At 43.5% G+C, this 24,130-nt stretch carries 28 protein-coding genes; 8 read left to right on the top strand and 20 right to left on the bottom strand.

The window, feature by feature from the left end; all coding sequences use genetic code 11:
* Nucleotides 1-187: 187 nt before the first annotated feature.
* From JKP82_RS19295 to JKP82_RS19245, 11 genes are all read right to left on the bottom strand, one after another.
* Nucleotides 188-529: a hypothetical protein gene (locus JKP82_RS19295; RefSeq protein WP_218398317.1), complete on the bottom strand. Its 342-nt coding sequence runs from the start codon at nucleotides 527-529 to the stop codon at nucleotides 188-190.
* 125 nt (nucleotides 530-654) lie between these two features.
* A complete protein-coding gene (locus JKP82_RS19290) occupies nucleotides 655-1,155 on the bottom strand; it encodes a YcxB family protein (RefSeq protein WP_218398315.1) in 501 nt (166 codons plus the stop codon).
* 127 nt (nucleotides 1,156-1,282) lie between these two features.
* On the bottom strand, nucleotides 1,283-1,624 hold the full coding sequence (locus tag JKP82_RS19285; RefSeq protein WP_044056449.1) for a hypothetical protein: 342 nt from the start codon (nucleotides 1,622-1,624) through the stop codon (nucleotides 1,283-1,285).
* A 121-nt stretch (nucleotides 1,625-1,745) separates the two neighbouring features.
* Nucleotides 1,746-2,150 carry an LBP/BPI/CETP family protein gene (locus JKP82_RS19280; RefSeq protein WP_218398313.1) on the bottom strand — a complete coding sequence of 135 codons (405 nt, stop codon included), beginning with the start codon at nucleotides 2,148-2,150 and terminating at the stop codon, nucleotides 1,746-1,748.
* A 126-nt stretch (nucleotides 2,151-2,276) separates the two neighbouring features.
* Nucleotides 2,277-2,666 carry a GFA family protein gene (locus tag JKP82_RS19275; protein WP_218398311.1) on the bottom strand — a complete coding sequence of 130 codons (390 nt, stop codon included), beginning with the start codon at nucleotides 2,664-2,666 and terminating at the stop codon, nucleotides 2,277-2,279.
* Between the two features lie 129 nt (nucleotides 2,667-2,795).
* Entirely contained in the window at nucleotides 2,796-3,152 is a 357-nt protein-coding gene (locus JKP82_RS19270) for a hypothetical protein (RefSeq protein WP_218398310.1), read from the bottom strand.
* Nucleotides 3,153-3,261: 109 nt separating this feature from the next.
* Nucleotides 3,262-3,690, bottom strand: coding sequence for a hypothetical protein (locus tag JKP82_RS19265; RefSeq protein WP_218396303.1), 429 nt, complete (start codon nucleotides 3,688-3,690; stop codon nucleotides 3,262-3,264).
* Nucleotides 3,691-3,795: 105 nt separating this feature from the next.
* A complete protein-coding gene (locus JKP82_RS19260; protein WP_218398308.1) occupies nucleotides 3,796-4,224 on the bottom strand; it encodes a hypothetical protein in 429 nt (142 codons plus the stop codon).
* 113 nt (nucleotides 4,225-4,337) lie between these two features.
* Entirely contained in the window at nucleotides 4,338-4,601 is a 264-nt protein-coding gene (locus JKP82_RS19255) for a hypothetical protein (RefSeq protein WP_218396084.1), read from the bottom strand.
* A 564-nt stretch (nucleotides 4,602-5,165) separates the two neighbouring features.
* Nucleotides 5,166-5,582, bottom strand: coding sequence for a hypothetical protein (locus JKP82_RS19250; RefSeq protein WP_218398306.1), 417 nt, complete (start codon nucleotides 5,580-5,582; stop codon nucleotides 5,166-5,168).
* A gap of 133 nt (nucleotides 5,583-5,715) precedes the next feature.
* A complete protein-coding gene (locus JKP82_RS19245; protein ID WP_141152202.1) occupies nucleotides 5,716-6,006 on the bottom strand; it encodes a hypothetical protein in 291 nt (96 codons plus the stop codon).
* A 1,001-nt stretch (nucleotides 6,007-7,007) separates the two neighbouring features.
* On the opposite strand from JKP82_RS19245, the gene JKP82_RS19240 reads away from it, so the two are divergent.
* Nucleotides 7,008-7,976 (top strand): integron integrase, encoded by a 969-nt coding sequence (locus JKP82_RS19240; protein WP_218398304.1) that lies wholly within the window; start codon nucleotides 7,008-7,010, stop codon nucleotides 7,974-7,976.
* Between the two features lie 89 nt (nucleotides 7,977-8,065).
* Here the strand turns inward: JKP82_RS19240 and fadA are convergent, their stop codons facing one another.
* Nucleotides 8,066-9,229, bottom strand: a complete 1,164-nt coding sequence (gene fadA / locus JKP82_RS19235) for an acetyl-CoA C-acyltransferase FadA (protein WP_013785548.1) — start codon at nucleotides 9,227-9,229, stop codon at nucleotides 8,066-8,068.
* 18 nt (nucleotides 9,230-9,247) lie between these two features.
* Nucleotides 9,248-11,398 (bottom strand): fatty acid oxidation complex subunit alpha FadB, encoded by a 2,151-nt coding sequence (gene fadB / locus JKP82_RS19230; protein ID WP_159528512.1) that lies wholly within the window; start codon nucleotides 11,396-11,398, stop codon nucleotides 9,248-9,250.
* A 449-nt stretch (nucleotides 11,399-11,847) separates the two neighbouring features.
* Between fadB and JKP82_RS19225 the strand changes: the two genes are divergently transcribed.
* The 3 genes from JKP82_RS19225 (at nucleotide 11,848) to JKP82_RS19215 (ending at nucleotide 16,413) form a co-directional block, all read left to right on the top strand.
* Entirely contained in the window at nucleotides 11,848-13,911 is a 2,064-nt protein-coding gene (locus tag JKP82_RS19225) for a transglycosylase SLT domain-containing protein (protein ID WP_309475348.1), read from the top strand.
* A gap of 284 nt (nucleotides 13,912-14,195) precedes the next feature.
* Nucleotides 14,196-15,515 (top strand): Xaa-Pro dipeptidase, encoded by a 1,320-nt coding sequence (pepQ, locus tag JKP82_RS19220; RefSeq protein ID WP_218398301.1) that lies wholly within the window; start codon nucleotides 14,196-14,198, stop codon nucleotides 15,513-15,515.
* Between the two features lie 178 nt (nucleotides 15,516-15,693).
* On the top strand, nucleotides 15,694-16,413 hold the full coding sequence (locus tag JKP82_RS19215) for a ZIP family metal transporter (RefSeq protein ID WP_159528518.1): 720 nt from the start codon (nucleotides 15,694-15,696) through the stop codon (nucleotides 16,411-16,413).
* 4 nt (nucleotides 16,414-16,417) lie between these two features.
* On the opposite strand, the gene ispB is transcribed toward JKP82_RS19215, so the two are convergent.
* The gene (ispB, locus tag JKP82_RS19210) at nucleotides 16,418-17,392 is read right to left on the bottom strand and encodes an octaprenyl diphosphate synthase (protein ID WP_218398300.1); all 975 of its coding nucleotides are present in this window, start codon (nucleotides 17,390-17,392) and stop codon (nucleotides 16,418-16,420) included.
* A gap of 791 nt (nucleotides 17,393-18,183) precedes the next feature.
* On the opposite strand from ispB, the gene rplU reads away from it, so the two are divergent.
* The 3 genes from rplU (at nucleotide 18,184) to cgtA (ending at nucleotide 20,137) form a co-directional block, all read left to right on the top strand.
* The gene (rplU, locus tag JKP82_RS19205; RefSeq protein WP_013785542.1) at nucleotides 18,184-18,495 is read left to right on the top strand and encodes a 50S ribosomal protein L21; all 312 of its coding nucleotides are present in this window, start codon (nucleotides 18,184-18,186) and stop codon (nucleotides 18,493-18,495) included.
* Nucleotides 18,496-18,510: 15 nt separating this feature from the next.
* Nucleotides 18,511-18,768: a 50S ribosomal protein L27 gene (gene rpmA, locus JKP82_RS19200; protein ID WP_013785541.1), complete on the top strand. Its 258-nt coding sequence runs from the start codon at nucleotides 18,511-18,513 to the stop codon at nucleotides 18,766-18,768.
* A gap of 172 nt (nucleotides 18,769-18,940) precedes the next feature.
* Nucleotides 18,941-20,137 (top strand): Obg family GTPase CgtA, encoded by a 1,197-nt coding sequence (gene cgtA / locus JKP82_RS19195; RefSeq protein ID WP_159528522.1) that lies wholly within the window; start codon nucleotides 18,941-18,943, stop codon nucleotides 20,135-20,137.
* A gap of 56 nt (nucleotides 20,138-20,193) precedes the next feature.
* Here cgtA and JKP82_RS19190 read toward each other — a convergent pair whose 3' ends face one another.
* From JKP82_RS19190 to JKP82_RS19170, 5 genes are read right to left on the bottom strand one after another with little or no spacing between them, the layout of a single operon-like run.
* Complete coding sequence (locus tag JKP82_RS19190; protein ID WP_159528524.1) at nucleotides 20,194-20,508, bottom strand: S24/S26 family peptidase; 315 nt, start codon at nucleotides 20,506-20,508, stop codon at nucleotides 20,194-20,196.
* Between the two features lie 2 nt (nucleotides 20,509-20,510).
* Complete coding sequence (gene sodN, locus JKP82_RS19185; protein WP_159528526.1) at nucleotides 20,511-21,008, bottom strand: superoxide dismutase, Ni; 498 nt, start codon at nucleotides 21,006-21,008, stop codon at nucleotides 20,511-20,513.
* Between the two features lie 4 nt (nucleotides 21,009-21,012).
* The gene (locus JKP82_RS19180) at nucleotides 21,013-21,219 is read right to left on the bottom strand and encodes a hypothetical protein (protein WP_159528528.1); all 207 of its coding nucleotides are present in this window, start codon (nucleotides 21,217-21,219) and stop codon (nucleotides 21,013-21,015) included.
* Between the two features lie 31 nt (nucleotides 21,220-21,250).
* Nucleotides 21,251-21,796 carry a DUF2753 family protein gene (locus JKP82_RS19175; protein ID WP_159528530.1) on the bottom strand — a complete coding sequence of 182 codons (546 nt, stop codon included), beginning with the start codon at nucleotides 21,794-21,796 and terminating at the stop codon, nucleotides 21,251-21,253.
* Nucleotides 21,797-21,808: 12 nt separating this feature from the next.
* Complete coding sequence (locus JKP82_RS19170; RefSeq protein ID WP_159528532.1) at nucleotides 21,809-22,177, bottom strand: hypothetical protein; 369 nt, start codon at nucleotides 22,175-22,177, stop codon at nucleotides 21,809-21,811.
* 346 nt (nucleotides 22,178-22,523) lie between these two features.
* Here JKP82_RS19170 and folA point away from each other — a divergent pair, with 346 nt between their 5' ends.
* Complete coding sequence (folA, locus tag JKP82_RS19165) at nucleotides 22,524-23,012, top strand: type 3 dihydrofolate reductase (protein ID WP_159534347.1); 489 nt, start codon at nucleotides 22,524-22,526, stop codon at nucleotides 23,010-23,012.
* Nucleotides 23,013-23,074: 62 nt separating this feature from the next.
* Here the strand turns inward: folA and rpoS are convergent, their stop codons facing one another.
* Nucleotides 23,075-24,067 carry an RNA polymerase sigma factor RpoS gene (gene rpoS / locus JKP82_RS19160; RefSeq protein ID WP_129736278.1) on the bottom strand — a complete coding sequence of 331 codons (993 nt, stop codon included), beginning with the start codon at nucleotides 24,065-24,067 and terminating at the stop codon, nucleotides 23,075-23,077.
* Nucleotides 24,068-24,130: the final 63 nt, after the last annotated feature.

The raw sequence follows: 24,130 nt of genomic DNA, 5'->3' as shown, positions 1-24,130 counted from the left end.
AGAATGCGACCACGACCGTTGCGAATAAAAAACCGAATGCTGTTTTGAAATGCTTAATTTTCATTGAAAGCTAACTTTAAGCTAAGGGGCACATACGCGGGGTTATAATCGCGAAGCGGCCCCGCGTATGTGTCCCAGCGACCGAAGGGAGTGACTTAAGCGTGTTGTTATGTGCAACCCTATACATTTAAAAAGAGTTAACTTTAGAGCCACAGAAAAAGCAATGCGTTCTCTTTTTACTAATTCGGTGACCGCAATCTGGGCAATTAGTAGGAGCACTGACTTTTCCGTCTGCCTTGCCATCCCTTAAGTCAATCTCTTCTATTTTTGACTCAATTTTCTCTTTGCTAACACCTAGTTCATTTAATAACTCTAATGCAGCAAGATTCAATAAATATAAGGAATCAATCTTGTCCTCTAAAACCTTGAGGTGTGACTCATTTCCTTCTGAGCGGTATTTGGCTTGAGAAGTGTCAGCATCATTTCTACCGAATTTGAAATCTTGAAATGAATCATAAAAATTTGCCATGAAACTTCCTTTTATTTAAACCAGCACATAACTTTTAAATAAGGGGCGCAGGCGCGTGGGCTAAAATGCGAAGCAGCCCACGTGTATGCGTCCCAGCGAACGAAGTGAGTGCCTTTATTTTTTTGTTAGGCATGCTCCCAAAACTTCCTTGCAGCATTTGCAAAATCTATAAATGCCTTTGAATCCGAAAAACTACGAGACGGTATTGTATGGAACAATCCTGGTGCTATTTGGATATACAGAATAGGGCCATGCACTTTTACGGAGAGAACTCCAGACCATTTCGTAAGGGTTTCATTCGCATCCGTTTTTTCAAATAACCCAGCTTCCGAAATTTGGTAAATATGAGTGCCTAATACTCCATTTGATTGCTTAGACATTATAAGAAGGCAAAAAACGTTTATTGCGAATGATAGCGCTGCACCTAAAAATCCAGAGAATAAAGCTATGAAGAAAGCAGTAGCCCAGAGAACTGGTGAGTCTGGAAGTCCACTTTTATAAAATGAAAAGCATAGTACGAGTAGAGAGATCCCCAAAATAAAGTAATAAGTTCCTTTACTTCTTAGTGCTACAGATAGATTTAATTTCAGCAGATCCGATCTGACAATGTTAGTTGTAATTTCCATGTTACTCCTGAATGCCTAACTTTTAAATAAGGGGCGCAGGCATGTGGGGCATAATGGCGAAGCCGCCCCGCGTGTATGCGTCCCAGCGAACGCAGTGAGTGACTTAATTTTTTTGTTATATGCCATTCTATAAACAACGCCCCGTACTAGAGATTGAATGTTTGATGACAGCATTGTCTTGGATTTCTGTTGTAGCCACTAAAACCCAATCTTTGCAGGGGATACCATTGCCTTCTATGTTTTCTAATTTAGAAGAAATATTTCCCGATAACAAATTTACGAATGCTTCTGAATCTATTTCTTTTAGTTTATTTAAAGCTTCTTCTTGCGGAGTACCAGTAGGAATAATTTTATATAGTTCACTTTTCCAAAACACTAATCGTTCTTCTACGCGTGTTTCCTTTGCGCAAGAGGCCAAAGCTAGCAAACTAATTAAAAACAGCTGAAACTTAAAATTTTTCACTGGCATATAACGCCCAACTTAGGGGCAATAACACGTAGGCTAAAATTGGAGCGAAGCGACTGAGCCTACGTGTTATTGTCCCAGTGAGCGCCAGCGAATGGCTACAGTTGTTTGTTAGCTGCAAAGCTCAAATTGACGAATGCCTTTCAGTTATAGAATAGACCATATCGCAGGTTTGACACTCGACTTCCCACGCGCCAAACCGTTGAGTAATGTGTAAGTCACCTGAACATACTGGACAAACTTGATCTTGAAAAGTGCTTGGTACGCTATCCCTCAAGCGCTTTGAAAATAACTTTAAGATAGGCCATAAGTTATCGTCTAATGTAATTCTTAAGTCATCTCTGAGTGCTTCACAAAACTCTATGAAAACAATCTCGTCGTGAGAGCGTTTAATCTTGGGGTCTTGGGTGCGTAAAGCAATTAAGTCAAGAATTTCTCTATAGCGTTCGGGATATCTATCTTTATCAATGTTCTGTTTACAGTCCAGCAACTCTTCAATCGAATAGCTTGAAAAATCTGGCTTGCTCAAAAACTTCTCCTTGCAGCTAACTTTCCAATAACGGGCGCATACATGTGGGGCACAATGGCGAAGCCGCCCCGCGTGTATGCGTCCCAGCGAACGAAGTGAGTGCGTTAATTGGCTTGTTATGCTGCATTACGCTAAGCCTTGTTCAAAACACTTTAAACCGCTGATTTTGTCCACCCATTCTAGTTGTGATTCGCAAAAGATGTTTACAGCGGGATTAATTTCTAAATGAGAGTCGATAGCCCCTAGATGAATAATAATTAAACCAGCTAGCTTAGGGTTAGTATTGAAAATAGGTGTACCACAACGAGTGCAAAAATGCTTGGTAGCATGTTCAGACACCTTGAACGAGCTTAGACTTTGACCGGTGATAGAAAACTCGTTTTCGGGTACTACAACATAGGTTGAAAATGATGAACCATTCATTTTCCTGCACAAATTGCAGTGGCAATTTACGAATGCTTTAATTTGTTGGCTAGAGGAAAACGATATGGTTTTACAATTACAACTTCCCTTCATTTTTATTCCTTTATCTTAAACAAGCAGCATAACTTTTAAATAAGGGGCGCAGACGTGTGGGGCACAATGGCGAAGCCGCCCCGCATGTTTGTGTCCCAGCCCGCGCAGCGGGCGAACTTAATTTTTTTGTTAGGTGGCATTGTTTGCTCGAAGATACACACCAATATGGTCGACCGAATACTTATGATTTTTAAAGTTACCACGTTTTACAATTGGTATAGAGCCTAAAGTGTCGGTTATTTGTTGTCGAAGCTCTGGTGTATTGAGTTTAGAGTTTTTTGGAACAACTATGAGCGGCGTAAACAAGAAATGAGAAAAGTCTTGATTGCTATTGATTACTGTATACCCACTTTTTTCTAACTTGGTTCTTAGGCTGGTTAGCTTTGCTTCGTTAATTCCGTTGGAATGCAGATGGATAGTAGGTTTGGCGACTGATGTACACCCAGCTAACACAATGACAATAAATGAAAGTAATATCGTTTTCATCCCTGACACCTAACTTTTAAATAAGGGGCGCAGGCGCGTAGGGCATAATGGCGAAGCCGCCCTGCGTGTATGCGTCCCAGCGAACGAAGTGAGTGACTTAATTTTTTTGTTATGAGGCACGCTTAAAATAACCTACGGAATAATACAAACTGACCAAAAATAAACTAGTTAAATAGGTAAATGCAACTCTTGGATAGAGATTATCTTGAATACAATGTAGCTGCTGACGTGTATTTACTATTTGAGAACAGTCGATATTTGATGTTATGGAAAAAACTAAAAATAGAACTGAAGCAAGCAAAGAAAGGATGCAAAAGATTACAATTAAAAAACGTATTTGGGTAGCTAGCCAATAGACAGCAAAGGCTGCGGCGACAATCGGAACAGAGTTAGCTACAGCTGGTTTAGGGTATTCGTAAAAAGATACGCAGCCTATAACGAATAGCATACCTGCAAACCCAATCCATGTACCAAGAAACTCAAACTCTCGATCGCCGTGAAAGTTTTTGAGGTTAAACTTTACTTTGTATCTATGCATGTTCCTTTGCCACATAACTTCTAAATAAGGGGCGCAGACATGTGGGCTATAATGCGAAGCAGCCCATGTGTTTGCGTCCCAGCCCGCGCCAGCGGGCGACTTAATTTATTTGTTATGTGAAAATTGTTCAAAAGAGTTTATGCAAAATGATTCCACATATGCTTTCTTGTTTTCTTTGACAAAACCATAGTGAATACAAGCGTAAGCGTCCATTAAATTTGGCTTATAGGCAAAAAATACCTCTGGCTCTTTATCTTGGATTAGGGCATCACTCGATGACGCTGTTAAATCATTACCTGATAAATCAGTAGTCCCAAACTGAACTCTCATTGCAACTAAGCCGCTCTCTAGTTCTAGCGGAAATTTAGCTAGTCCGTATCTAAATCCTTCCTCGTCTATTTCTTCTATATGTACAAACCACCCAAGATCTTTAAAGTTAGAAGCGCTAACTTCTGTTACTGGAAGGGGAACACCCGCCACTGTAGTAAATGAAGTCAAAAACAGAATTAATGTAAATATTTTCATCGTTTTCACATAACTTTCCAATAACGGGCGCAGACATGTGGGGCATAATGGCGAAGCCGCCCCGCGTGTATGCGTCCCAGCGAACGAAGTGAGTGCGTTAATTGGTTTGTTATAAGCCATTGCTAATGATTACCATCCGAGCCGGCACCACTGCTATCTCTGGGGCCACCTCCAAACTCAGAATGCTTTTTAATTGGGAGATCTTGGCTTTTGTGAAATTGCCAAAGAGCAATTGCAGCTATATAGGGAATTAACCATACAAGAAAGATTTGCGCAATTTTTTGCACATTATCTAAGTCATCCCTTTTCGCCAAGAAAACTGATACGGCTAGGCTTATTGCAATGTAAATTGCTAGTGCAGCGTATATCATAAAAAGAGAGCCCATCTCATCAATTCCTTTGGCTTATAACTTTAAGCTAAGCGGCGCAGTTGCGTGGGGCATAATGGCGAAGCCGCCCCGCGTAAATGCGTCCGAACGACCAAAGGGAGTGACTTAAGCGCTTTGTTAGAAGCAGAGCCAGTTCCTTTGGTCTGTTTAAAAACTGATGAAGCCAGCATACGATTGATTGTTAACACAAACAAGCAAAACGACTGTGCAGTAAAGGTTTTGATTTGACTGAAGCAAGCCGCCACTTGAACTAACAAACGCATTGGCGCTTACTGGCGGTAAATAAGAACTTGGCGATAAAGCGCCTAATGCGCAACCTTTGAATTTAACGCGGCGACATTAAAGCTACCAAAAGCCCCGGCGATGCTAATGAAAACAGGTGAGGGTAGTTGAACTGATTACTTGATTGAGCCAAACGCAGTTTAGGCTGACGCCTTATAACTTTTAAATAAGGGGCGCAGATACGTGGGGCATAATGGCGAAGCCGCCCCGCGTATAGGAGTCCCAGCGAACGAAGTGAGTGACTTGATTTTTTTGTTATGTGCGTCGCCACTTACAGCGCTATTTTGCATTGAGTTTGCCGATTTCTTCTTGTGAAATTGCCCAAATGTGAACCCGCTCTAATTTCACTTTGCTGAGAGTAACCGCGATGATAAACGCAACAGGGGTAAGAATATAAGTTAGTGGGGTGAGCCCCAGCATGTAGCAGCCGAAAATATGAAGCAATGCGCCAATAGCGCCTACAGGAAGCCTATACTTTAAGCTATACATTTGTCCGGTAAATCGAGCAAACAACCCAATTGATGCTGGCGGGACAGCAAGCATAATGATAATTGCTGCTCCCATTTGTGAAATGAAAAGATAAAAAACAAAGCCGACAAATGCGCCGATGAATGCCCCTAATAGTCCTTGCACCGGTTTTTGCTTTGCGTTTAGTTCTTGTAACGCTGCTATCATTTCTTCATTAGTGAATCTCACAAAACTTCCTTATTTTCAAATTGACTCAAGCACATAACTTTTAAATAAGGGGCGCAGGCGCGTAGGGCATAATGGCGCAGCCGCCCTGCGTGTTTGCGTCCCAGCGAACGAAGTGAGTGACTTGATTTTTTTGTTATGTGCCATCGCTTGATACTTCCACGAAAAAACCACTAACTTTCTGACCTTTAATTTTTGCACACCACCGTTTATAAAATGGATACGCTACTAAGGCCATCATAACGCCATTTACAACCGAAACTGCCGGTGTTGCTACCACTGAAATTAAATCGACTATGGTCGGTTCTCCGAAAAGCGCAATAATAAAAATGAGAACTCCAAATACTAATCCACCTATAAAGTTAATGGTTGCAGATATTTTGATAAGTGACTTTAAGCTAAGTTGAGTATGAAAAATTCTAGTCATAGGTTTCTTATTCTAAGTGGCACATAACATTTAAGTTAAACGGCACGCTTGCCGAGCAAGAGAAACCCGCCGCTGGTATTCGTGTCCGTTTGAACGTTTTGTTATACGAGCACGAGAATCGATGTAAGGCCTTTTACTGAGTTAATTCCGTGTACCTAGCAAATTTTCCCTGTTACTCAGCCGCCGCGCGAGCAGTCTCTCGCAGTTTGAATGCTACACTTTTAGCGTAAGCGAAGCCTTTATCAAGCCGCGTCTTATACGGCTTCGCTTACGCTAAAAGCGTGACATAAAAGCTCAAACGTTACTACTGACCCTTGGGCCTGTTTACGCAGTTTACTACGAGTCAGGTGACCCTGGGAACCTGAATGCTCGTGCCGTATAACGCTTCGCATAAACAGCGGAGCAAGTTGGACGCATTTTTGCGCCGTGTTTTTTTGCAAAAAACCGGCCTACTTGCGGAGTCAGGTTTGATGCGTTTGTTAGGTGCGATTATTATCAATGTCATAACCACAATGATGGCACGTTTTGCTCGGGAGCCGCAATTTATATGGGCTTAATATTATTTGACTTTTTTGGCATTCAGGACAGAAGTAAGAAATCGCTTTTAGGGCGACTAAAATTCCGAGCAACATACCGCCTATGTAAAATGGATTAACAAAAAAATTATCTACTCTGACAATTTGAAATTGAAAACCAAAAATACAAATCACTAACAAAAATAGAATAATTTTGAATTGAACGCTTCTCTGCAAAATGTTGATTCCTTCCTTGAGCACCTAACAATTTAGTGTACGGAAAAAATCCTTTATGCAAGGCGGAAAGTTTCCATATATCACCCAAATAATATTTTAACTTTCTCACGTAAGTTAACTTATATCAATATCCTACACTTTGTATCTGAAAACACTGTACTTAAGTACGGAATGTTTCCTTTTTATTTTACGGCGTACTAAAAAATCGTAATGCTGTATGTAATTACAGTTGAAATGTGAAAAATAAAAATGAAATCAATGTTTATGCAAATGGTGGTTCAACACATGCGAAATCGCCGTTATGCTAAGCGCTCTATACAGCTTTATTGTGGGTGGATTGTTAGTTATATCCGGTTTCACAATACTAGGCATCCTGCCGAGATGGGAGACAAAGAAGTAGAGTTGTTTCTATCTCACTTAGTGAATAAAAAGAATGTAGCGCCGGCTACTCAAGCCAGCGCACTCAATGCGTTGGCATTTCTTTATCGAGACATACTAGAAAAGCCTCTTTCCTTGAGTCTTGATTTTGTTACAAGTCGCAGGCAAGCCAAGTTACCTGTTGTGCTTACGCAAGACGAAGTGGTTGCGCTTTTTGCTCAACTTCCTGCTCATTTAAAGTTACCTATTTCGTTACTTTATGGAAGCGGGTTACGTTTAATGGAGGCTGTGAGGTTGCGGGTAAAAGACATTGATTTCGACTATAACGCTATTCGAATTTGGGATGGGAAAGGCGGGAAACATCGTGTTGTTACTTTAGCAGCAGAGCTAAAACCTGGGCTTAATCGGCAAATAAGTGTAGTTGAAAATTACCTTGTTGCAGATTTAGAAAACCCTAGTTACCAAGGGGTATATTTGCCCCATCGTTTACGTGTTAAATATCAAAATGCACCTAGAGAGCTTGGATGGCATTATCTTTTTCCTTCTGCGCGTTTATCGGTTGATCCCGAGAATGGAAAAACGCGTCGCCATCATATTGATGAGTCAAGCATACAAAAGGCGATAAGAATTACCGCAAGTGCGTGTGGGCTTAAAAAGAAGGTTACGCCGCATACTCTGCGACATTCGTTTGCTACTCACCTTTTACAGTCGGGTGCCGACATTCGTACTGTGCAAACGCAACTTGGTCATTCTGATGTGAAAACTACGCAAATTTACACTCATGTATTACAACAGGGGGCGCAGGGTGTAGTTAGCCCGCTTTCCCGTGTTTTAAAATAGTCGTGTTTGCTCAAGCTGTATTGAGCTTTACGAACCTCATGCAACAAAAAAGGGCCCGAAGGCCCTTTCAATAAAACGTGAATAACTAATTAAACACGTTCAAATACAGTGGCTATACCTTGGCCTAAACCAATACACATGGTGGCTAAGCCTAGCTCTACATCTTGCGATTCCATCAGGTTAATCAAGGTACCTGATATACGTGAACCAGAACAACCTAGAGGGTGGCCTAGTGAAATGGCGCCGCCGTTAAGGTTAATCTTGTCATCAAGATTGTCCATCCAACCTAGTTGCTTAATGCATGATAGTGCTTGGGCAGCAAAGGCTTCGTTGAACTCAGCCAGTTGAATATCGTCCATGCTAAGGCCAGCACGTTTAAGGGCTTTTTGTGTTGCCGGTACTGGGCCGTAACCCATAATAGCTGCATCACAACCTGCCACTGCCATTGAGCGAATTTTAGCGCGAGGTGTTAAACCTAGTGCTTTTGCTTTGTCGGCAGACATAAGCAACATGGCAGACGCACCGTCAGACAACGCCGAAGATGTACCTGCTGTAACTGTACCGTTTACTGGGTCGAACACAGGGCGAAGTTGCGCCATGCTTTCAGCTGTGCTTTCTGGGCGAATAACTTCATCATGGTCAATCAGTTTAAGCGTACCGTTGGCATCATGGCCTTCGATAGGCACAATCTCATTAGCCCAGCGGCCTTCAAGGTGTGCTTTATGCGCTAGCTGATGCGAACGTGCGCCAAACGCATCTTGCATTTCACGAGTGATACCATTTTGACGACCAAGTAGCTCGGCGGTCATACCCATCATGCCAGAGGCTTTTGCGGTGTACTTAGCAAGGCCTGGGTGAAAGTCGATGTTGTAGTTCATAGGTACATGGCCCATGTGCTCAACACCACCAATCATGTATATATCGCCACGACCGCTCATAATGCCGCTAGTCGCATCATGCAATGCTTGCATCGATGAACCGCATAAACGGTTAACGGTTACTGCACCTGTAGTACGTGGAATTTGGGTTAGCAATTGCGCATTACGCGCAATGTTGAAACCTTGTTCTTTGGTTTGCTGTACACAGCCCCAAATAATGTCTTCAATTTCTGCTGGATCAACACCTGGGTTGCGCTCAAGTAATGCGGTCATTAGCGCGGCAGACATAGTCTCTGCACGAACATTTCTAAATACACCGGCTTTCGAGCGTCCCATAGGGGTACGAACACAATCGATAACTACGACTTCTTTCATTATTAGTCTCCTTGGGAATTAAGCGAAGTAAGATTTACCTTCAGCGGCCATCTTGCGAACGCCATCTGAAATTTGGTAAATCGGGCCAAGACTGGCGTATTTGTCAGCGAGTTCGACAAAATTCGCTAATCCCATTGTTTCAATCCAGCGGAATACACCACCGCGGAATGGAGGGAAGCCTAAACCGTAAAGTAAGGCCATATCTGCTTCAGCTGCAGTACCTACAATGCCTTCTTCTAGGCAACGAATTGCTTCGTTAGCCATAGGGATCATCAAGCGTGCAATAATGTCTTGCGCGTCGAAGTCTTTGGTATCGGCAGTAATAGGAGCAAGCAAGCTGTATGCTTCTTCAGCAGCCACTTTCGTAGGCTTACCGCGCTTGTCTTTACCGTAGTTATAAAAGCCTTTGCCATTTTTCTGGCCTAAGCGTTTTTCTTTATAAAGCACGGTTACTGGGTCGTCGCCAATACGTGCCATACGCTCTGGAATACCTGCAGCCATAACGTCTGCAGCGTGGTCGCCAGTATCAATACCAACAACATCCATTAGGTAAGCAGGGCCCATTGGCCAGCCGAACTGTTTTTCCATTACTTTATCAACAGCAACAAAATCAGCGCCATCTATTAGCAACTTACTGAAGCCTGCAAAGTAAGGGAACAATACGCGGTTTACTAAGAACCCTGGGCAATCGTTAACCACAATAGGGGTTTTACCCATGCGAAGTGTGGTGGCCACTACGGCATTGATGGTGTCTTCCGAGGTGTTTTCACCACGAATAATTTCAACCAATGGCATGCGGTGTACGGGGTTAAAGAAGTGCATACCACAGAAGCGTTCTGGCTTATCTAAGCTTTTCGCTAATTGGTTAATTGAAATAGTAGAGGTGTTAGAACAGATGATAGCGTCGTCGGCCACAACGTCTTCTACTTCTTTGAGCACTATGCCTTTCACTTTCGGGTTTTCAACAACGGCTTCAATCACAAGATCTGCATCTTTAAGCGTGTTGTAGTCAAGGGTAGGCGTAATAGCGTTAAGGGTTTTTGCCATTGTTTTGGCATCCACTTTACCGCGCTGCATACCTTTACCAAGAATATTGGCAGCTTCGTTTAAGCCTAGATCTAGTGCTTCAGTGTTAATGTCTTTCATTATCACTGGCATGCCTTTAACAGCACTTTGATACGCAATACCGCCACCCATAATGCCCGCACCCAGTACGGCATTAAGTTTTACCTCTTTTGTGGCAGCTTTGGCTTGTTTCTTACCTTTTCCTTTTACTAGCTGGTCGGCTAGGAAAATTCCAATTTGCGCTTGCGCTGCATCGGTTTTAGTTAGGGCAACAAAGCCAGCGTTTTCAAGCTTAAGTGCGCCATCGCGGTCAAGGCCTGCGGCTTTTTGAACGGTTTCTACCATTTTGTGCGGAGCAGGGTAGTGCTTGCCTGCTTGGGCAAATACCATGGCTTGTGCGGTAGAAAAACTCATCATAGCTTCGTTTTTATTTAGCTGTAATGGGGCTTTCTTCTGAGCACGACGTGCTTCCCATTTAAATTTGCCATCTACCGCGTCTTTCAACATAGAAAGCGCACTGTCGCGTAATGACTCTGGTGCAACTACGGCGTCAACGGCGCCTTCAGCAAGGGCTTTTGCGCCTTTTCTGTCTTTACCTGTGGTCATCCACTCTAGTGCATTGTCGGCACCAATTAAGCGAGGTAAACGTACGGTGCCACCAAAGCCAGGCATTATGCCTAATTTAACTTCTGGTAGGCCAATAGAGGCAGTTGTATCTGCAACGCGAAGGTCACAGGCTAGTGTCATTTCACAGCCACCACCCAATGCAAAACCGTTAATGGCAGCAACGGTAGGGAAAGGCAAATCTTCGAAGCGGTCAAACACCTGAGACGTGTTTGCTACCCAGTTTAGTACTTCGGCTTCATCCATCGCGAATAAGCCGGTAAATTCGGTGATATCAGCACCTACAATAAATGCAGATTTTGCGCTGCGTACTACTAAGCCTTTAACACCGCTTTCTTTAAGCAATGCTTGGGTTGCTTCATCAAGTTCTGTCACCGTTTGGCGGTCGAACTTGTTTACTGAACCTTCGGCATCAAATACCAGTTCAGCAAAGCCGTCATCTAATAGACTGACGGATAAACTCTTGCCTGTGTATATCATTATCATCTCCTTCGGCGTTGGCCGGGATAGTAGTGTAGCAATCTAACCATTCGCTATAAGCGTATAAACCAAACATGCATTCTGGTCGTACCACAACACTAATGCGTTAGGGTGGCTAGCTTTTTAACTAAACTTAAACAAAATATCAATGAAAAATTCAAACGAGTGTTTCAATTGTTAAAAATGGTGGCCATTCATTGAAAATCAAGCTCGATTTCAATAATAGTGCTTGTATAATGGGCACTATTGGCGCAAAGCGCCAATCCAGCATAAGAATAATCTACAATCATGGCACTAATGTTTGTAAGGTATAACTAACAGCGCTGGCACTTTTTACTTCTGTGGCATGGAGCCACGCCGATAATTTATCGGCTTTCAAGCAAGCATCATTCTATAATTACACACAACTCTGGTGTGTTTGAATGCAACAAGGGGTAGGAGTTCATATTGTGTCGAATAAAGTAGGTGTAAGTTTTCTATCAACAGCGGTAACGTGCTTCAAGCGATTACCTTTGCACAAGTCGTTTCACGTTTTCACGTTGATCGCTATCTCAAGCTGCTTTCAGCTAAGTCATGCGCAAGTTTCGCCGTTATTCCCCGATGACATCTACGCCGATGAGCGAGCTCGTTTCTTAATTTTAGAAAAAAGCTTACGAACCTTACCTAAAAGGCGTTTAGAAGATTTAGACGCAGAAATTTACGGGTTAGCGAATTACCCCCTTTATCCCTATCTACTACGTTTGCGATTAGAACGCACCATGTCGCTTAAAACCCAGCGTGAAGTCGAACAGTTCTTAGAGGATTACGCGGGGCAACCTGTCAGTTATGGTTTACGCTATCGCTGGTTAAACTACCTTGCCTCCCGGGGGCACGAAAACGCGTTTTTAAACAGTTATCGAAATGGCATGGGCGCTAAACTTACTTGCCAAGCGTTGGGTTACAAATTAAAACGTACCGACGATCCCAAACCTGTGTTAATTGATGTCGACCCACTTTGGTATAGCGGTCAATCACAGCCCGATGAATGCGACCCTCTATTTGCAAAGTGGCGAAGTAATGGCCTCATGACGCCAGACAAAGTAGTTAAGCGTATAGCCATTGCTGCGAAAGAAGATAATCGCCGCATTATTCCTTACCTTAAGCGCCAATTGCCAGTCAGTCATCAATATCTTGCCGATGCGTGGTCGGCAGTATCTCGCGATGTGAGTTTAGTTAATCGAAGCCGTTTGTTTCCTTTGAAACACAAAAACAGCGAAGCCGAAATATTAACCTGGGGTATAGAAAAGCTGGCGTGGAGAAACCCCAAAGCGGCAATGAAGGCTTACAATACCTACGCTCCGAAAGATATTTTCTCAGGGCCTGAATTACATATTATTCAACGGGCTATTGCGTTAAGCGCTACCTTAGATTTCTTACCTGAAGCCCACGAATGGCTAGATAAAGCCGATATCGCGGGTGCCAGCGATGATGTGAAACTTTGGCATGTATCGTTTTTGCTTCGCGGCAAACAATGGCAGCGGGTCGTCGATGTGATTGATGCCGCTAGTCCTGAACTCCAGCAAGAGGAAAACTTCCGCTATTGGAAAGCCCGCGCGCTCGAAGAACTTGGTAATGTGATGCAGGCTACGGTGATGTATCAGCAGCTAGCCAACGAACGCAATTATTATGGCTTTATGGCCAGTGCTCGTATTAAAAGCCAACCGAACTTGTCGCATACACCCGCGCCTCGAGTGCAAAGTGCGGTGCACGCTATTGCCAATACCCCTGCTACCCAGCGGGCAATGGAATTCTACCGCTTAGAACGTTCTACCAGTGCACGTCGAGAGTGGCGATATTTGCTATCGAATTTACCCGACTCTCAGGTAACCGATGCTGGTGTGCTGGCATACGAATGGGGTATATACGACCAAGCCATCATCAGCTTTGCAAAAAGTGGTTATTGGGACGATGTTGAGCGTCGTTTTCCTTTGGCCTACGAGTCACAATTTAGTGAAAAGAGTGAAACCTATGACGTATCAAAAGCATTTGCGATGGCTATTGCCCGTCGTGAAAGTTCGTTCATGGTAGATGCGGTATCGCCAGTAGGTGCGGCAGGGTTAATGCAACTTATGCCCGGTACAGCGCAGTATTTGGCTAAAGAGAAAGTCAGTCGAAATAGCTTGTTTCAAGTTGATAATAATCTCGACTACGGCGTGCAGTATTTACGTTATTTAGGCGATAAGCTTAACGATAATCCCGTGTTGGTGTCAGCATCGTATAACGCTGGCTGGCGTAAAGTGTTGGAATGGTTACCCGCAGGCGAAGCGTTGCCGGTAGATATCTGGATTGAGAATATTCCTTACAAAGAAACCCGAAGTTACGTGAAAGCGGTATTGGCTTATCAGTATATTTACGAGCATCAGTTGGGGGAAAATAAAAATGTATTTCCGCAGCTTACGCAAGATGTTATTCCTTCATCAAGTGCAGTTAGCACGCATCCTGTAACGGGAACCTTGCAATTAGCGCCTCGCTAGCGCAGATGTATAACTAATGCATACAAGCCGCTCGGTGAAAGCCGAGCGGCTATCGTGGTACACTATTCTCCTTTAAGAGAAGCCTACTTAAGTCGCCTTAAAAGAGAAGCGTATTTAAGTCACTTTAAAAGAGAAGCGCACTTAACGACAATGGCTAATATTATTCTCTTCTCGCATTTTAGCGAAGCTAGCGTGGAACCAGCGCATTTGAAACGGCGGGTAACCCATTGCTAATGGAAGAAGGCCAGTTAGCCATGCAAATTAAAAAACTTAAATGAGGTGTTATGTCAAAACATCAGGCAAGCTATCAGCAACATATCGAGGAACTTCAATCTCGCACTCGCGAAGCACTTCAGCGTGAAGGACTAGAAGGGTTAGTCATCCATTCGGGGCAAGGCAAGCGCTTGTTCTTAGACGACAACCATTACCCGTTTAAGGTAAACCCACAGTTTAAAGCATGGGTGCCGGTTATCGATAACCCCAATTGCTGGTTAGTGGTTAATGGTGAAGATAAGCCCACCCTTATTTTTTATCGCCCTGAAGATTTTTGGCACAAAGTACCGCCAGCGCCACAAGATTTCTGGACCGATAGCTTTAATATCATTTTGCTACAACAAGCCGATGCTGTTGAAAAGCACCTGCCTTACGATAAGCGCGGTTTTGCTTATGTTGGTGAATACATTGAAGTAGCCAAAGCGTTAGGGTTTGAGAACGTAAACCCAGACAGAGTGCTGCATTATTTACATTACCAACGGGCGTATAAAACCGATTACGAACTAGAGTGTATGCGAGAAGCAAACAAGCTGGCGGTAGCGGGGCATAAAGCAGCAGAACAGGCGTTTCTTGAAGGTAAGAGCGAATTCGATATCAATTTAGCGTACAGCGCAGCGTGCCGCCAAGGCGATAACGACGTGCCTTACACCAGTATTATTGCGCTGAATGAACACGCGGCAATACTGCACTACATGCAGTGCGATACCATTGCACCTAAGCAGTCTCGTTCGTTCTTGATTGATGCGGGGGCGAATTACCACGGCTATGCTGCTGATATCACCCGAACCTACAGTCAAAACTCCACGTTATTTTCCGACCTTATTCAAGCCGTTGATAAAGTCACGCTAACCTTGGTTGATTCCCTTAAGCCAAGTGTCGCCTATACCGATATCCATTTGCTTGCCCATGCAGGTATAGCTCAAATCCTACAAGACACTGGCATTGTGAATCTTCCTGCGGCAGATATTGTCGAACAAGGCATTACGCGAACGTTCTTCCCTCACGGTATTGGTCATTTCTTAGGACTACAAGTACACGATGTCGGCGGTTTAGTAAATGACGACAGAGGTACCCCTAAACCTGCTCCTGAAGAACATCCTTTCTTGCGTTGTACGCGCATGATTGAAGCGCGTCAGGTGTTTACCATCGAGCCTGGTTTGTACTTTATTGATAGCTTACTCAGAGACTTAAAAGCAACCCCAGCGTCGAAATACATCAATTGGGATACGGTAGATACGTATCGGCCATTTGGCGGTATTCGTATTGAAGACAATATAATTGTGCACCGCGACAAAAACGAAAACATGACCCGAGATCTTAATTTGAAATGATCTCATAATGGCGCATTACTATATGATTAATAGCGTAAGGCTTTATATTTTATAAATACGCTCAGCGAGAACAATGAAAAAAGACAGCCACTTGAGCTGTCTTTTTTAGTTGTGATTGAGCATTCTGCCAATAGTGCTAGGTCAAACGATGGAATTATTCAACGTATAGGGAGCAAACATGCAGCAACCCGATATCCTAAATCTAATTATTGTGGCAACGTTAGCTGGCCTGGCTATGCCAGCAGGTGCGCTGTTATCGAGGGTGAAAGGTTTGCACCCTAAATGGTTAGAGCAAGAAGTACGTCACGGTATTTTAGCCTTGGGGGCAGGGGCGTTAATTTCAGCGGTCGCATTAGTGTTGGTGCCTGAAGGTATCAAAGACGTATCAGTATTTATGGCGTGTTGCTGCTTTGTCGGCGGGGCACTTGCCTTTATGACGTTGGATATTTATCTGGCAAAAAAGAAAACCGCAGGAAGCCAACTTGCCGCCATGTTAAGTGATTTTGTGCCTGAGTCGGTAGCGCTAGGCACCACTGCCGCATTAGGTGGCGGTACTATGTTGTTAGGCGTGTTAATTGCGGTACAAAATTTACCGGAAGGGTTTAATGCTTATCGTGAAATGACCCCAACGAACAAAAACCGTAGCACTAAGCTTATTTGGATTTTTGTATTGATGAGCTTACTTGGCCCAATAATGAGTGCGATAGGGTTTTATTATTTGGCAGGCTTCCCTGTAGTCATGAGTGGCATTATGCTTTTTGCAGCTGGGGGAATTTTGTATTCAGTATTTCAAGACATAGCCCCAGGCATTCGCATGGAAAAACATTGGTTGCCACCATTAGGGGCAATATTCGGCTTCTTGGTGGGGCTGGTGGGGGCTATGCTTGAAGCGGGTTAACGCACTAGCTAGTGCGTTCTACCGAAATATGAGCAAGAGCAATCAATGCCTCTTTATAAGGTGAATCTGGAATAATAGATAAACTATCAATGGCCATTTTCACTTCATCGTTGGCACACGTGCGGGTGTAATCTAGCGCACCAGTGCTTTCCATAATTTGCTGGATGCGATCAAGATGGGGTAGCCCGTTGCTTTGCTCGATAGCATCACGAATAAGCGCTTTATCTTCTTCGCTGTCGGTATTCCACATAGCGTATAGCAATGGTAGCGTTGGCTTTCCTTCCGCTAAATCATCGCCAGCGTTCTTGCCCATTTCATCACTGTCGGCCATGTAATCTAAAATATCGTCGGCTAACTGAAAGGCGGTACCTAAGTGCTTGCCGTATTCTTGCATGGCATGCTCTACGTTTTCTGGTTGGTCGGTTAATACCGCTGCCAGTTGCGTAGCCGCTTCAAACAAGCGGGCGGTTTTACCGTAAATTACATCGAAATACCGTGCTTCTGTGGTAGAGGCATCGTTGCAATTCATTAACTGCAATACTTCACCCTCAGCAATTTGATTGGTTGCTTCAGATAAAATGTCCATTACGCGCATGCGCTTCAAACTTACCATCATTTGAAATGAGCGGGTATACAGGAAGTCACCTACTAAAACCGATGCTTGGTTACCAAATACAGCGTTAGCGGTTTCACGTCCACGTCGCATGGTCGATTCATCTACTACATCATCGTGCAACAACGTTGCGGTATGTATAAATTCAACAATAGCGGCAAGGGTGTGATGCTCCGCATTCTCAATGCCCATTGCACGTGCACTTAGCACCGTTAATAATGGGCGAAGGCGCTTACCGCCACTATTAACAATGTAGAATCCCAATTGATTAATAAGCGCAACATCAGAGTCGACTTGCTGTTGAATCAGGTGGTTAACCGCTTGCATATCGTTATCTGATAGTGCGCGTATTTGATTTATATCCATTGGCATGGGCGTAAAAACTTATTCATTTCATAGGCAATTATAGGGGCTGATTGTACCTGAATGCAGCATACTATCCACCCAATTAAACGTATTTTGCCACCCAATTGAACTTATATAGGCTCTGAATTAACCTCATTTAGCCCTAGAACGGCTTTTAAATAGGAGCGCTTTTTTGTATTCGTCTTAATTCTCAACATACTGTTTTAATGTTCGAGGCTGCGTTAAGTATGTAAGAACGAATGCAAAAACGTGAGTTTGCGCTATTTTCACATCCCATCTAAGCGTTTTATACGATTTTTATTATTAATATAAGTCTCATTATGAGCCCTACTACTTAATTTGGGTCTGAAATGTGTATTTTTGGAAAAATTCTTTTTTGCTAGCTGCGAAGTGACGATCAAAATGCTACAATCTCAGATCTGTTATTCGATCGTTTTAGATCATCGTGATTAAAGTGCGTGGTTCATGCGTGTTTTTCATGATCAGATCGCCTCGGTTGGATCGTATTCGATTTTCCATCTACAGATAACGCATCCCATGCTTTTTTAAGTAAAAAATGCTTATCGAATTTGGCGGCTATCATCTTGAATTTTACCGTTTGTCATTCACTTAGTTCTGTTTTCTAAGTGTGGCATCGTGCATTTTTGGGTGAATTCACGCAAAAATTCACCCATGTTGGAAAAATAATCTACTTTTATCAGAATCGGGGTTGTGATTTACGGATGTTTCACGTACAATTCGCGCCCTGTTTTTTGAATTGATTGCGTCAGTGACGCAGAGCGGAGTTAACTATGTACGCGGTTTTCCAAAGTGGCGGTAAACAACACCGTGTGGCCGAAGGCCAAACCGTTCGTCTAGAAAAAATCGAAGTTGCCCCAGGTGACACGATTGAATTCGACAAAGTTTTAATGGTAAGCAACGGTGACGACGTAAAAATCGGCACACCAAACGTTGCTGGTGGTAAGGTGACTGCTGAGGTGGTTACACACGGTCGTGGCGATAAAATTAAAATCGTTAAGTTCCGTCGTCGTAAGCATTCACGCAAGCAGATGGGTCACCGTCAGTGGTTCACGGAAGTGAAAATTACTGGCATTAACGCTTAATAGGAGCACGAACACATGGCACATAAAAAAGCTGGTGGTAGTACCAAAAACGGTCGTGATTCAGAGAGTAAACGCCTAGGTGTTAAACGCTTTGGTGGAGAATCTGTTCTTGCTGGTAACATCATTGTTCGTCAACGTGGTACTCGTTTCCACGCTGGTGACAACATGGGTATCGGTAAAGACCACACGTTGTTTGCATTAAAAAGCGGTAAAGTTCAGTTTGATGTTAAAGGACCGAACAACCGTAAATTTGTAAGCATCGTAGCAGAGTAAGCGCCTTAGCTACTCGCCGAACAGGCTTAGAAAAACCCCGCGCTTGCGGGGTTTTTTGTTTTATGGAAACCCGAGCTTTAGTATTTGGGCAGTACATAATAATTTGGTGTAAACTTAGTAGTTGAATACTGAGTATAAATAACCCCTACGGCAACAATGCCCGGAGTGATAAATGAAATTTGTAGATGAAGCTGAAATTCGTGTTGAAGCCGGCGACGGTGGCAACGGCGTAATTGGCTTTAGACGGGAAAAATATGTTCCCAAAGGTGGCCCTGATGGTGGCGATGGGGGCGACGGCGGTAGTGTTTTTCTTCTTGCCGATGAAAACCTGAATACATTGATCGACTATCGTTTCGAGCGTTTTCACCGTGCAGAGCGCGGCCAAAATGGTCAAGGTGCTAACTGTATAGGCCGTGGCGGTAAAGATTTAACGGTAAGTGTTCCTGTGGGAACCCGCGCTACCGATAGCGATACTGGAGAAGTACTTGGCGACCTTACTCGTCATGGGCAACAGCTTAAAGTGGCACAAGGTGGATTTCACGGTTTAGGTAATGCGCGTTTCAAAAGCAGTACTAACCGTGCACCACGTCATAAAACCAATGGTACGCCAGGCGAAATTCGTAACTTAAAACTCGAATTAATGCTTCTGGCTGATGTTGGTCTTCTAGGTATGCCGAATGCAGGTAAATCTACCTTTATTCGCTCTGTATCTGCAGCAAAACCTAAAGTGGCTGATTACCCGTTTACTACGCTTGTGCCAAACCTAGGTGTAGTTCGTCAAGACGCACAACGCAGCTTCGTCGTCGCCGACATTCCTGGGCTTATTGAAGGTGCAGCTGACGGCGCGGGCTTAGGTATTCGTTTCCTTAAGCATTTAGAGCGCTGTCGTATACTGCTACATGTTGTAGACATTATGCCAGTGGATGAAAGCGATCCAGCTGAAAACGCCAAGGCTATTGTTGAAGAGCTCGAAAAGTACAACCCTAAACTAGCCAGTAAGCCTCGCTGGTTAGTGTTTAACAAAGTTGATTTGATGCTTGAAGAAGAAGCCAACGAGCGCTGCAAAGAAATTGCCGCACAACTTGGTTGGGAAGGCCCAATTTATCAAATATCTGCTTTCCAGAAGATTGGCTTAGAGCCGCTTTGCCGAGAAATCATGAACTTCATCGATACGCTTCCAACCGAAGTTATCGCAGAAGAAGAAACGAAAGATGTTGAGTTCAAATGGGATACTTACCATCGTAATACGTTAGAAGCACAAGAGGCCGACTTGGGCGACGACTTCGAAGACGATTTAAGTGATGACTTAGATGATGATGAAGATTGGGACGAAGATGACTACGACGTTGAAGTAGAGTACCGTCGTTAATTAACCCACATCGCTGACAGCAACAATCCAAATATTACGCCGCGAGTTAACATTAACTAGCGGCGTTTATCGTTTAAAAGATGGTTAGCGGGCGATGAATAAATAACCTTGCCTACAATGGCGTTGGGGCTAATCCAACCCATCGCCTTAGTACTCACACTCTCATAAGCATTATCACCGCGCAGTAGTACGCCTCTTTGGCGGCAAACTTCAATGACGCGTTTAACGATAACACCATATTTTTCACTGTGAACAACGACAAGATGGCCGCTTTTTAGCCAAGCCATTGGCCATTTGCAGGTTAAGATAAAATCCCCTGCAAATAGCACAGGCTGCATGCTGTTGCCCTCAATCGCTAATAGTCGAAACACGATTAAAGCTTAGGGTAAACAACGTTCTCTGCTGGTGGGTAGGGGCAGGTAGCTGTATAGGTTTCAACGCCTTTAGTTGCCCAGAAACTCGCGGCAAACTCATTCACTAAACGAAGCAATGCCTCTGCTTTTTCTCGTGAAACATGCTGTTTACATGCCGAGCCGGTTAGCATAATGTTATGCACCAGTTTGTGAGTATCGGGGTATTGTTCAAACTGAGGTGCCTTAAAGTAGTCGCCCCAAATTACCCTAGTCTCGTGTTTGACTTTTTCAGCGTGGATCTCTTTTTCGCTGATCAAGCGGCTAAATTGAGCATGGTCGCTAAAGGATAGATTTTCTTTTTCGCTCAATTCGTTCAGCAAATCAACAAAACGAATAACGCTAAGTGCAGCTAATTGCGCTGAAATAGGGTCGTATATTTTACAAGGAATATCGCAATGCGCGCTGGCTTTGGCAAAGGGGGCACGGCGATGAAGAGAAGAGAGTAAAGTATTTAACATAGTTTCAGGCTCTATTTAGTTGTCTTTTTTTACGAGAAAAGGCCTTATAGCCAGCGAATACACATGCAGCACCTACCGCGGCAAGTGAAAGGAAAAAGAGCCCGTGTAAAATTTGGCTGCTCCAATGACCATGGTCATGACCTGCATGGGCGAAAGCCGGTGATGACGATAGCGCTGCTGCGTAGATAGCGTTATTAATCGCTGTTTTCATATAAACTCCTAATCAAGTGAAATAGCATCTGTTAATGGTTTGCCTGACTAGCAGCGACCTTACTCGTATAAGCCACTAGGGGTGTGGACGATGTGTCGAATGCTAGCGTGCTAGTTAAGTCTGTCGCCAATTGAGGATGTTGCTTTGATAACAACCATCGCTGTTGATGCGCTATGCATTTAGCACGGCGTACATCGGGATTATCTGGAAGCAATATGGCTACTGCATCTATCCGATTCTTCACTTCACATAAAGCCGTAAGCGCCATTTGGTATATACCCATTCTCTCATCGGGTTTAGTCTCGGTAGCGAACTGCAAGTAGGTATCGGAAAGGTTATGAAAACTCACGAGTAAGGAAACCGTAGCTTCCTTACGGTAAGGAGAAACTCTCATTAATTGGTTAGCTAGCGCAATAGCTTGGTAGTACAACGCGATACTTGATAACCAGTGCTTTTGAGAGAACGCATTGTTGCCTGCTACTATGCGCTTTTCCCAGTTACCTAATAAGGTTTTAAAGTCGGTAGTATCATACTTTTTAACGTTGCGATTAAGGGGTGCTGCAAGATAAGTATGCATAGTATTTTCAACTTATGGATGTACAGATTTGAGTAAAAATGCGGTCAGCAAAGCCGACTCTGTAGCTTGCAATACGGAATTCGCCCTGTCTAAAATGGCATTTCTGTAAACGGGAAGCTTAAGGTGGTAATAAGTTTCTTCGAGTAATCCTGCCAACCCCTTTACTTTGCTCTTCATGGCTTCATTTTCGCCGCCATCCACTTCTAAAAGAATGACTGCAATATCAAAAGCACAACCTAAGTAAGGTATGGCATCGGTGTATTGGCCGCAATGCAGTAAAAGCGTGCCCTGCATTTCATCTCTGGCCATAAAGTGAAGCGCTTGCTCCGGGTTGCTATAAATCCAATCTTCGTGTTTTGCACACAAGTACGTTATTTGCATTTGCTTGCCCTCCTGATTACACCCTAGTCGATATAAATCACGATCGCAAATGATAATTGTTATTATTTACATTTGATTGGATTTTAATAAGAAACAAATGAGTAATCACTATAGGGGAACAGAAGTTTTTACCACTACACCACAGCTCGTATAATTCGGTTGATATTCGGTTAATTGAAACAAGATAGGTAAATAAAATGGACAAGGTGTAATAGAGGGGCCAATTTACACAATGAGGCGGGGGAATAACGGATTGTTATTAACGCAAGAGTTATCGCGATGGTGGTAATCAGTTATCATAGTCGTTATTGAAACACTTTTGGTCAGTATCACTATGAAAATTGCCATGATTGCCGCAATGGCAAGCAAACGCGTTATCGGCGCAGATAACGACATGCCCTGGCATTTGCCAGCAGATTTGAAACATTTCAAGCAAATCACCATGGGTAAGCCTGTCATTATGGGCCGTAAAACTTATGAGTCTATCGGCCGTGCTTTGCCGGGAAGGCCGAATATCGTTATCACTACTAACAGTGCTTACAGTTTGCCAGACGCAACGGTGGTATCGTCACCTGAAGCGGCCATTGAGCATGCTTTAGCTTTAGAGAGTCAGCCAGATGAGGTGATGATTATCGGTGGTGGGACCATTTATCAGGCCTTTTTGGATAAGGCTGATACCTTGCACCTGACATTTATCAAATTAGCGGTAGAAGGCGATACGCAATTTCCCGATTATGAAGCCCAGGGATCGTGGAAGGAGATTAGCCGCGAAGCACACTCTGCGGATGAGAAAAACCCACATGACTATGTTTTCGTGAGCTTAACTAGAGCTTAGTACTACAAACAAAAATGCCGAGGACAGAGTGCGCCTCGGCATGGTGTTGGTGCAATGTGCTATTAATTCATTTGGTTAAATAAATTTTCTAGCGATAGGCCTTGATGGCCTAGAATATCTCGCAACCGACGTAACGCTTCTACTTGAATTTGGCGAACTCGTTCCCGAGTCAGACCAATTTCAGCACCAACATCTTCAAGCGTTGAAGGCTCATAACCCATTAATCCAAAGCGTCTTGCCAACACTTCACGTTGTTTAGGATTGAGCTCTTCAAGCCAGCCAACAATATTTGATTTGATGTCTGAATCTTGTAAGTTCTCTTCTGGACCGAATTCTTTTTCATCGGCCAGAATATCTAGCAACGCTTTATCGTTTTCGCCGCCAATTGGGGTATCTACTGACGTAATACGTTCATTAAGTCGCAGCATTTTGGTAACGTCTTCGACAGGTTTGTCTAAGGCAAGTGCAATTTCTTCGGCAGTAGGTTCGTGATCAAGTTTTTGAGATAACTCACGAGCTGCACGTAAATATACATTAAGTTCTTTAACGACGTGAATAGGCAAACGAATAGTGCGCGTTTGGTTCATAATTGCGCGTTCAATGGTTTGTCTAATCCACCACGTTGCGTACGTTGAAAAACGAAAACCACGTTCGGGATCGAACTTTTCAACAGCACGTATAAGTCCTAGATTCCCTTCTTCGATTAGATCTAACAGAGCAAGGCCGCGGTTGTTGTATCGACGCGCTATTTTTACAACTAGGCGTAAATTACTTACAATCATGCGCTTGCGTGAGGCTTCACATCCACGTAGAGCCTTTCTGGCGAAAAACACTTCTTCTTCTGCACTAAGCAGAGGCGAGAAACCGATTTCACCTAGATATAACTGAGTGGCGTCTAGATTTTTTGGTTGGTCGTCTTGGCTTAACACTAATTCTTCTGAATTGGTGTCAGTGTCATCAGATATTATTTTATCCGTTTTCAGATCGGCTGGCATATCAATGACGTTTAAGTCATCTTTCGTATTTGATTCTAGGCTTTGATTTATATGACCCACAATGAATCTCCTGCTTCAAGGTTACCTTACGACGTTTCTCCTTAATTCGTTTCTTATTATTAT

Origin of the sequence: Alteromonas lipotrueae, from assembly GCF_019249215.1 — a bacterium.
In the GTDB taxonomy this organism is placed as follows: domain Bacteria; phylum Pseudomonadota; class Gammaproteobacteria; order Enterobacterales; family Alteromonadaceae; genus Alteromonas; species Alteromonas lipotrueae.
This window is presented reverse-complemented; position numbering and strand designations above follow the sequence as displayed.

Bases quoted from the DNA above. Each gene is read 5' to 3' on its own strand.
- fadA (WP_013785548.1), bottom strand. From the start codon at position 9,229: ATGAAAGAAGTCGTAGTTATCGATTGTGTTCGTACCCCTATGGGACGC.
- JKP82_RS19275 (WP_218398311.1), bottom strand. From the start codon at position 2,666: ATGAAGGGAAGTTGTAATTGTAAAACCATATCGTTTTCCTCTAGCCAA.
- rplU (WP_013785542.1), top strand. From the start codon at position 18,184: ATGTACGCGGTTTTCCAAAGTGGCGGTAAACAACACCGTGTGGCCGAA.
- JKP82_RS19175 (WP_159528530.1), bottom strand. From the start codon at position 21,796: ATGCATACTTATCTTGCAGCACCCCTTAATCGCAACGTTAAAAAGTAT.
- rpmA (WP_013785541.1), top strand. From the start codon at position 18,511: ATGGCACATAAAAAAGCTGGTGGTAGTACCAAAAACGGTCGTGATTCA.
- JKP82_RS19285 (WP_044056449.1), bottom strand. From the start codon at position 1,624: ATGCCAGTGAAAAATTTTAAGTTTCAGCTGTTTTTAATTAGTTTGCTA.
- sodN (WP_159528526.1), bottom strand. From the start codon at position 21,008: ATGTTAAATACTTTACTCTCTTCTCTTCATCGCCGTGCCCCCTTTGCC.
- cgtA (WP_159528522.1), top strand. From the start codon at position 18,941: ATGAAATTTGTAGATGAAGCTGAAATTCGTGTTGAAGCCGGCGACGGT.
- JKP82_RS19295 (WP_218398317.1), bottom strand. From the start codon at position 529: ATGGCAAATTTTTATGATTCATTTCAAGATTTCAAATTCGGTAGAAAT.
- JKP82_RS19170 (WP_159528532.1), bottom strand. From the start codon at position 22,177: ATGCAAATAACGTACTTGTGTGCAAAACACGAAGATTGGATTTATAGC.
- pepQ (WP_218398301.1), top strand. From the start codon at position 14,196: ATGTCAAAACATCAGGCAAGCTATCAGCAACATATCGAGGAACTTCAA.
- folA (WP_159534347.1), top strand. From the start codon at position 22,524: ATGATTGCCGCAATGGCAAGCAAACGCGTTATCGGCGCAGATAACGAC.
- JKP82_RS19265 (WP_218396303.1), bottom strand. From the start codon at position 3,690: ATGCATAGATACAAAGTAAAGTTTAACCTCAAAAACTTTCACGGCGAT.
- JKP82_RS19290 (WP_218398315.1), bottom strand. From the start codon at position 1,155: ATGGAAATTACAACTAACATTGTCAGATCGGATCTGCTGAAATTAAAT.
- ispB (WP_218398300.1), bottom strand. From the start codon at position 17,392: ATGGATATAAATCAAATACGCGCACTATCAGATAACGATATGCAAGCG.
- JKP82_RS19180 (WP_159528528.1), bottom strand. From the start codon at position 21,219: ATGAAAACAGCGATTAATAACGCTATCTACGCAGCAGCGCTATCGTCA.
- fadB (WP_159528512.1), bottom strand. From the start codon at position 11,398: ATGATATACACAGGCAAGAGTTTATCCGTCAGTCTATTAGATGACGGC.
- JKP82_RS19255 (WP_218396084.1), bottom strand. From the start codon at position 4,601: ATGGGCTCTCTTTTTATGATATACGCTGCACTAGCAATTTACATTGCA.
- JKP82_RS19245 (WP_141152202.1), bottom strand. From the start codon at position 6,006: ATGACTAGAATTTTTCATACTCAACTTAGCTTAAAGTCACTTATCAAA.
- JKP82_RS19240 (WP_218398304.1), top strand. From the start codon at position 7,008: ATGAAATCAATGTTTATGCAAATGGTGGTTCAACACATGCGAAATCGC.
- JKP82_RS19215 (WP_159528518.1), top strand. From the start codon at position 15,694: ATGCAGCAACCCGATATCCTAAATCTAATTATTGTGGCAACGTTAGCT.
- JKP82_RS19270 (WP_218398310.1), bottom strand. From the start codon at position 3,152: ATGAAAACGATATTACTTTCATTTATTGTCATTGTGTTAGCTGGGTGT.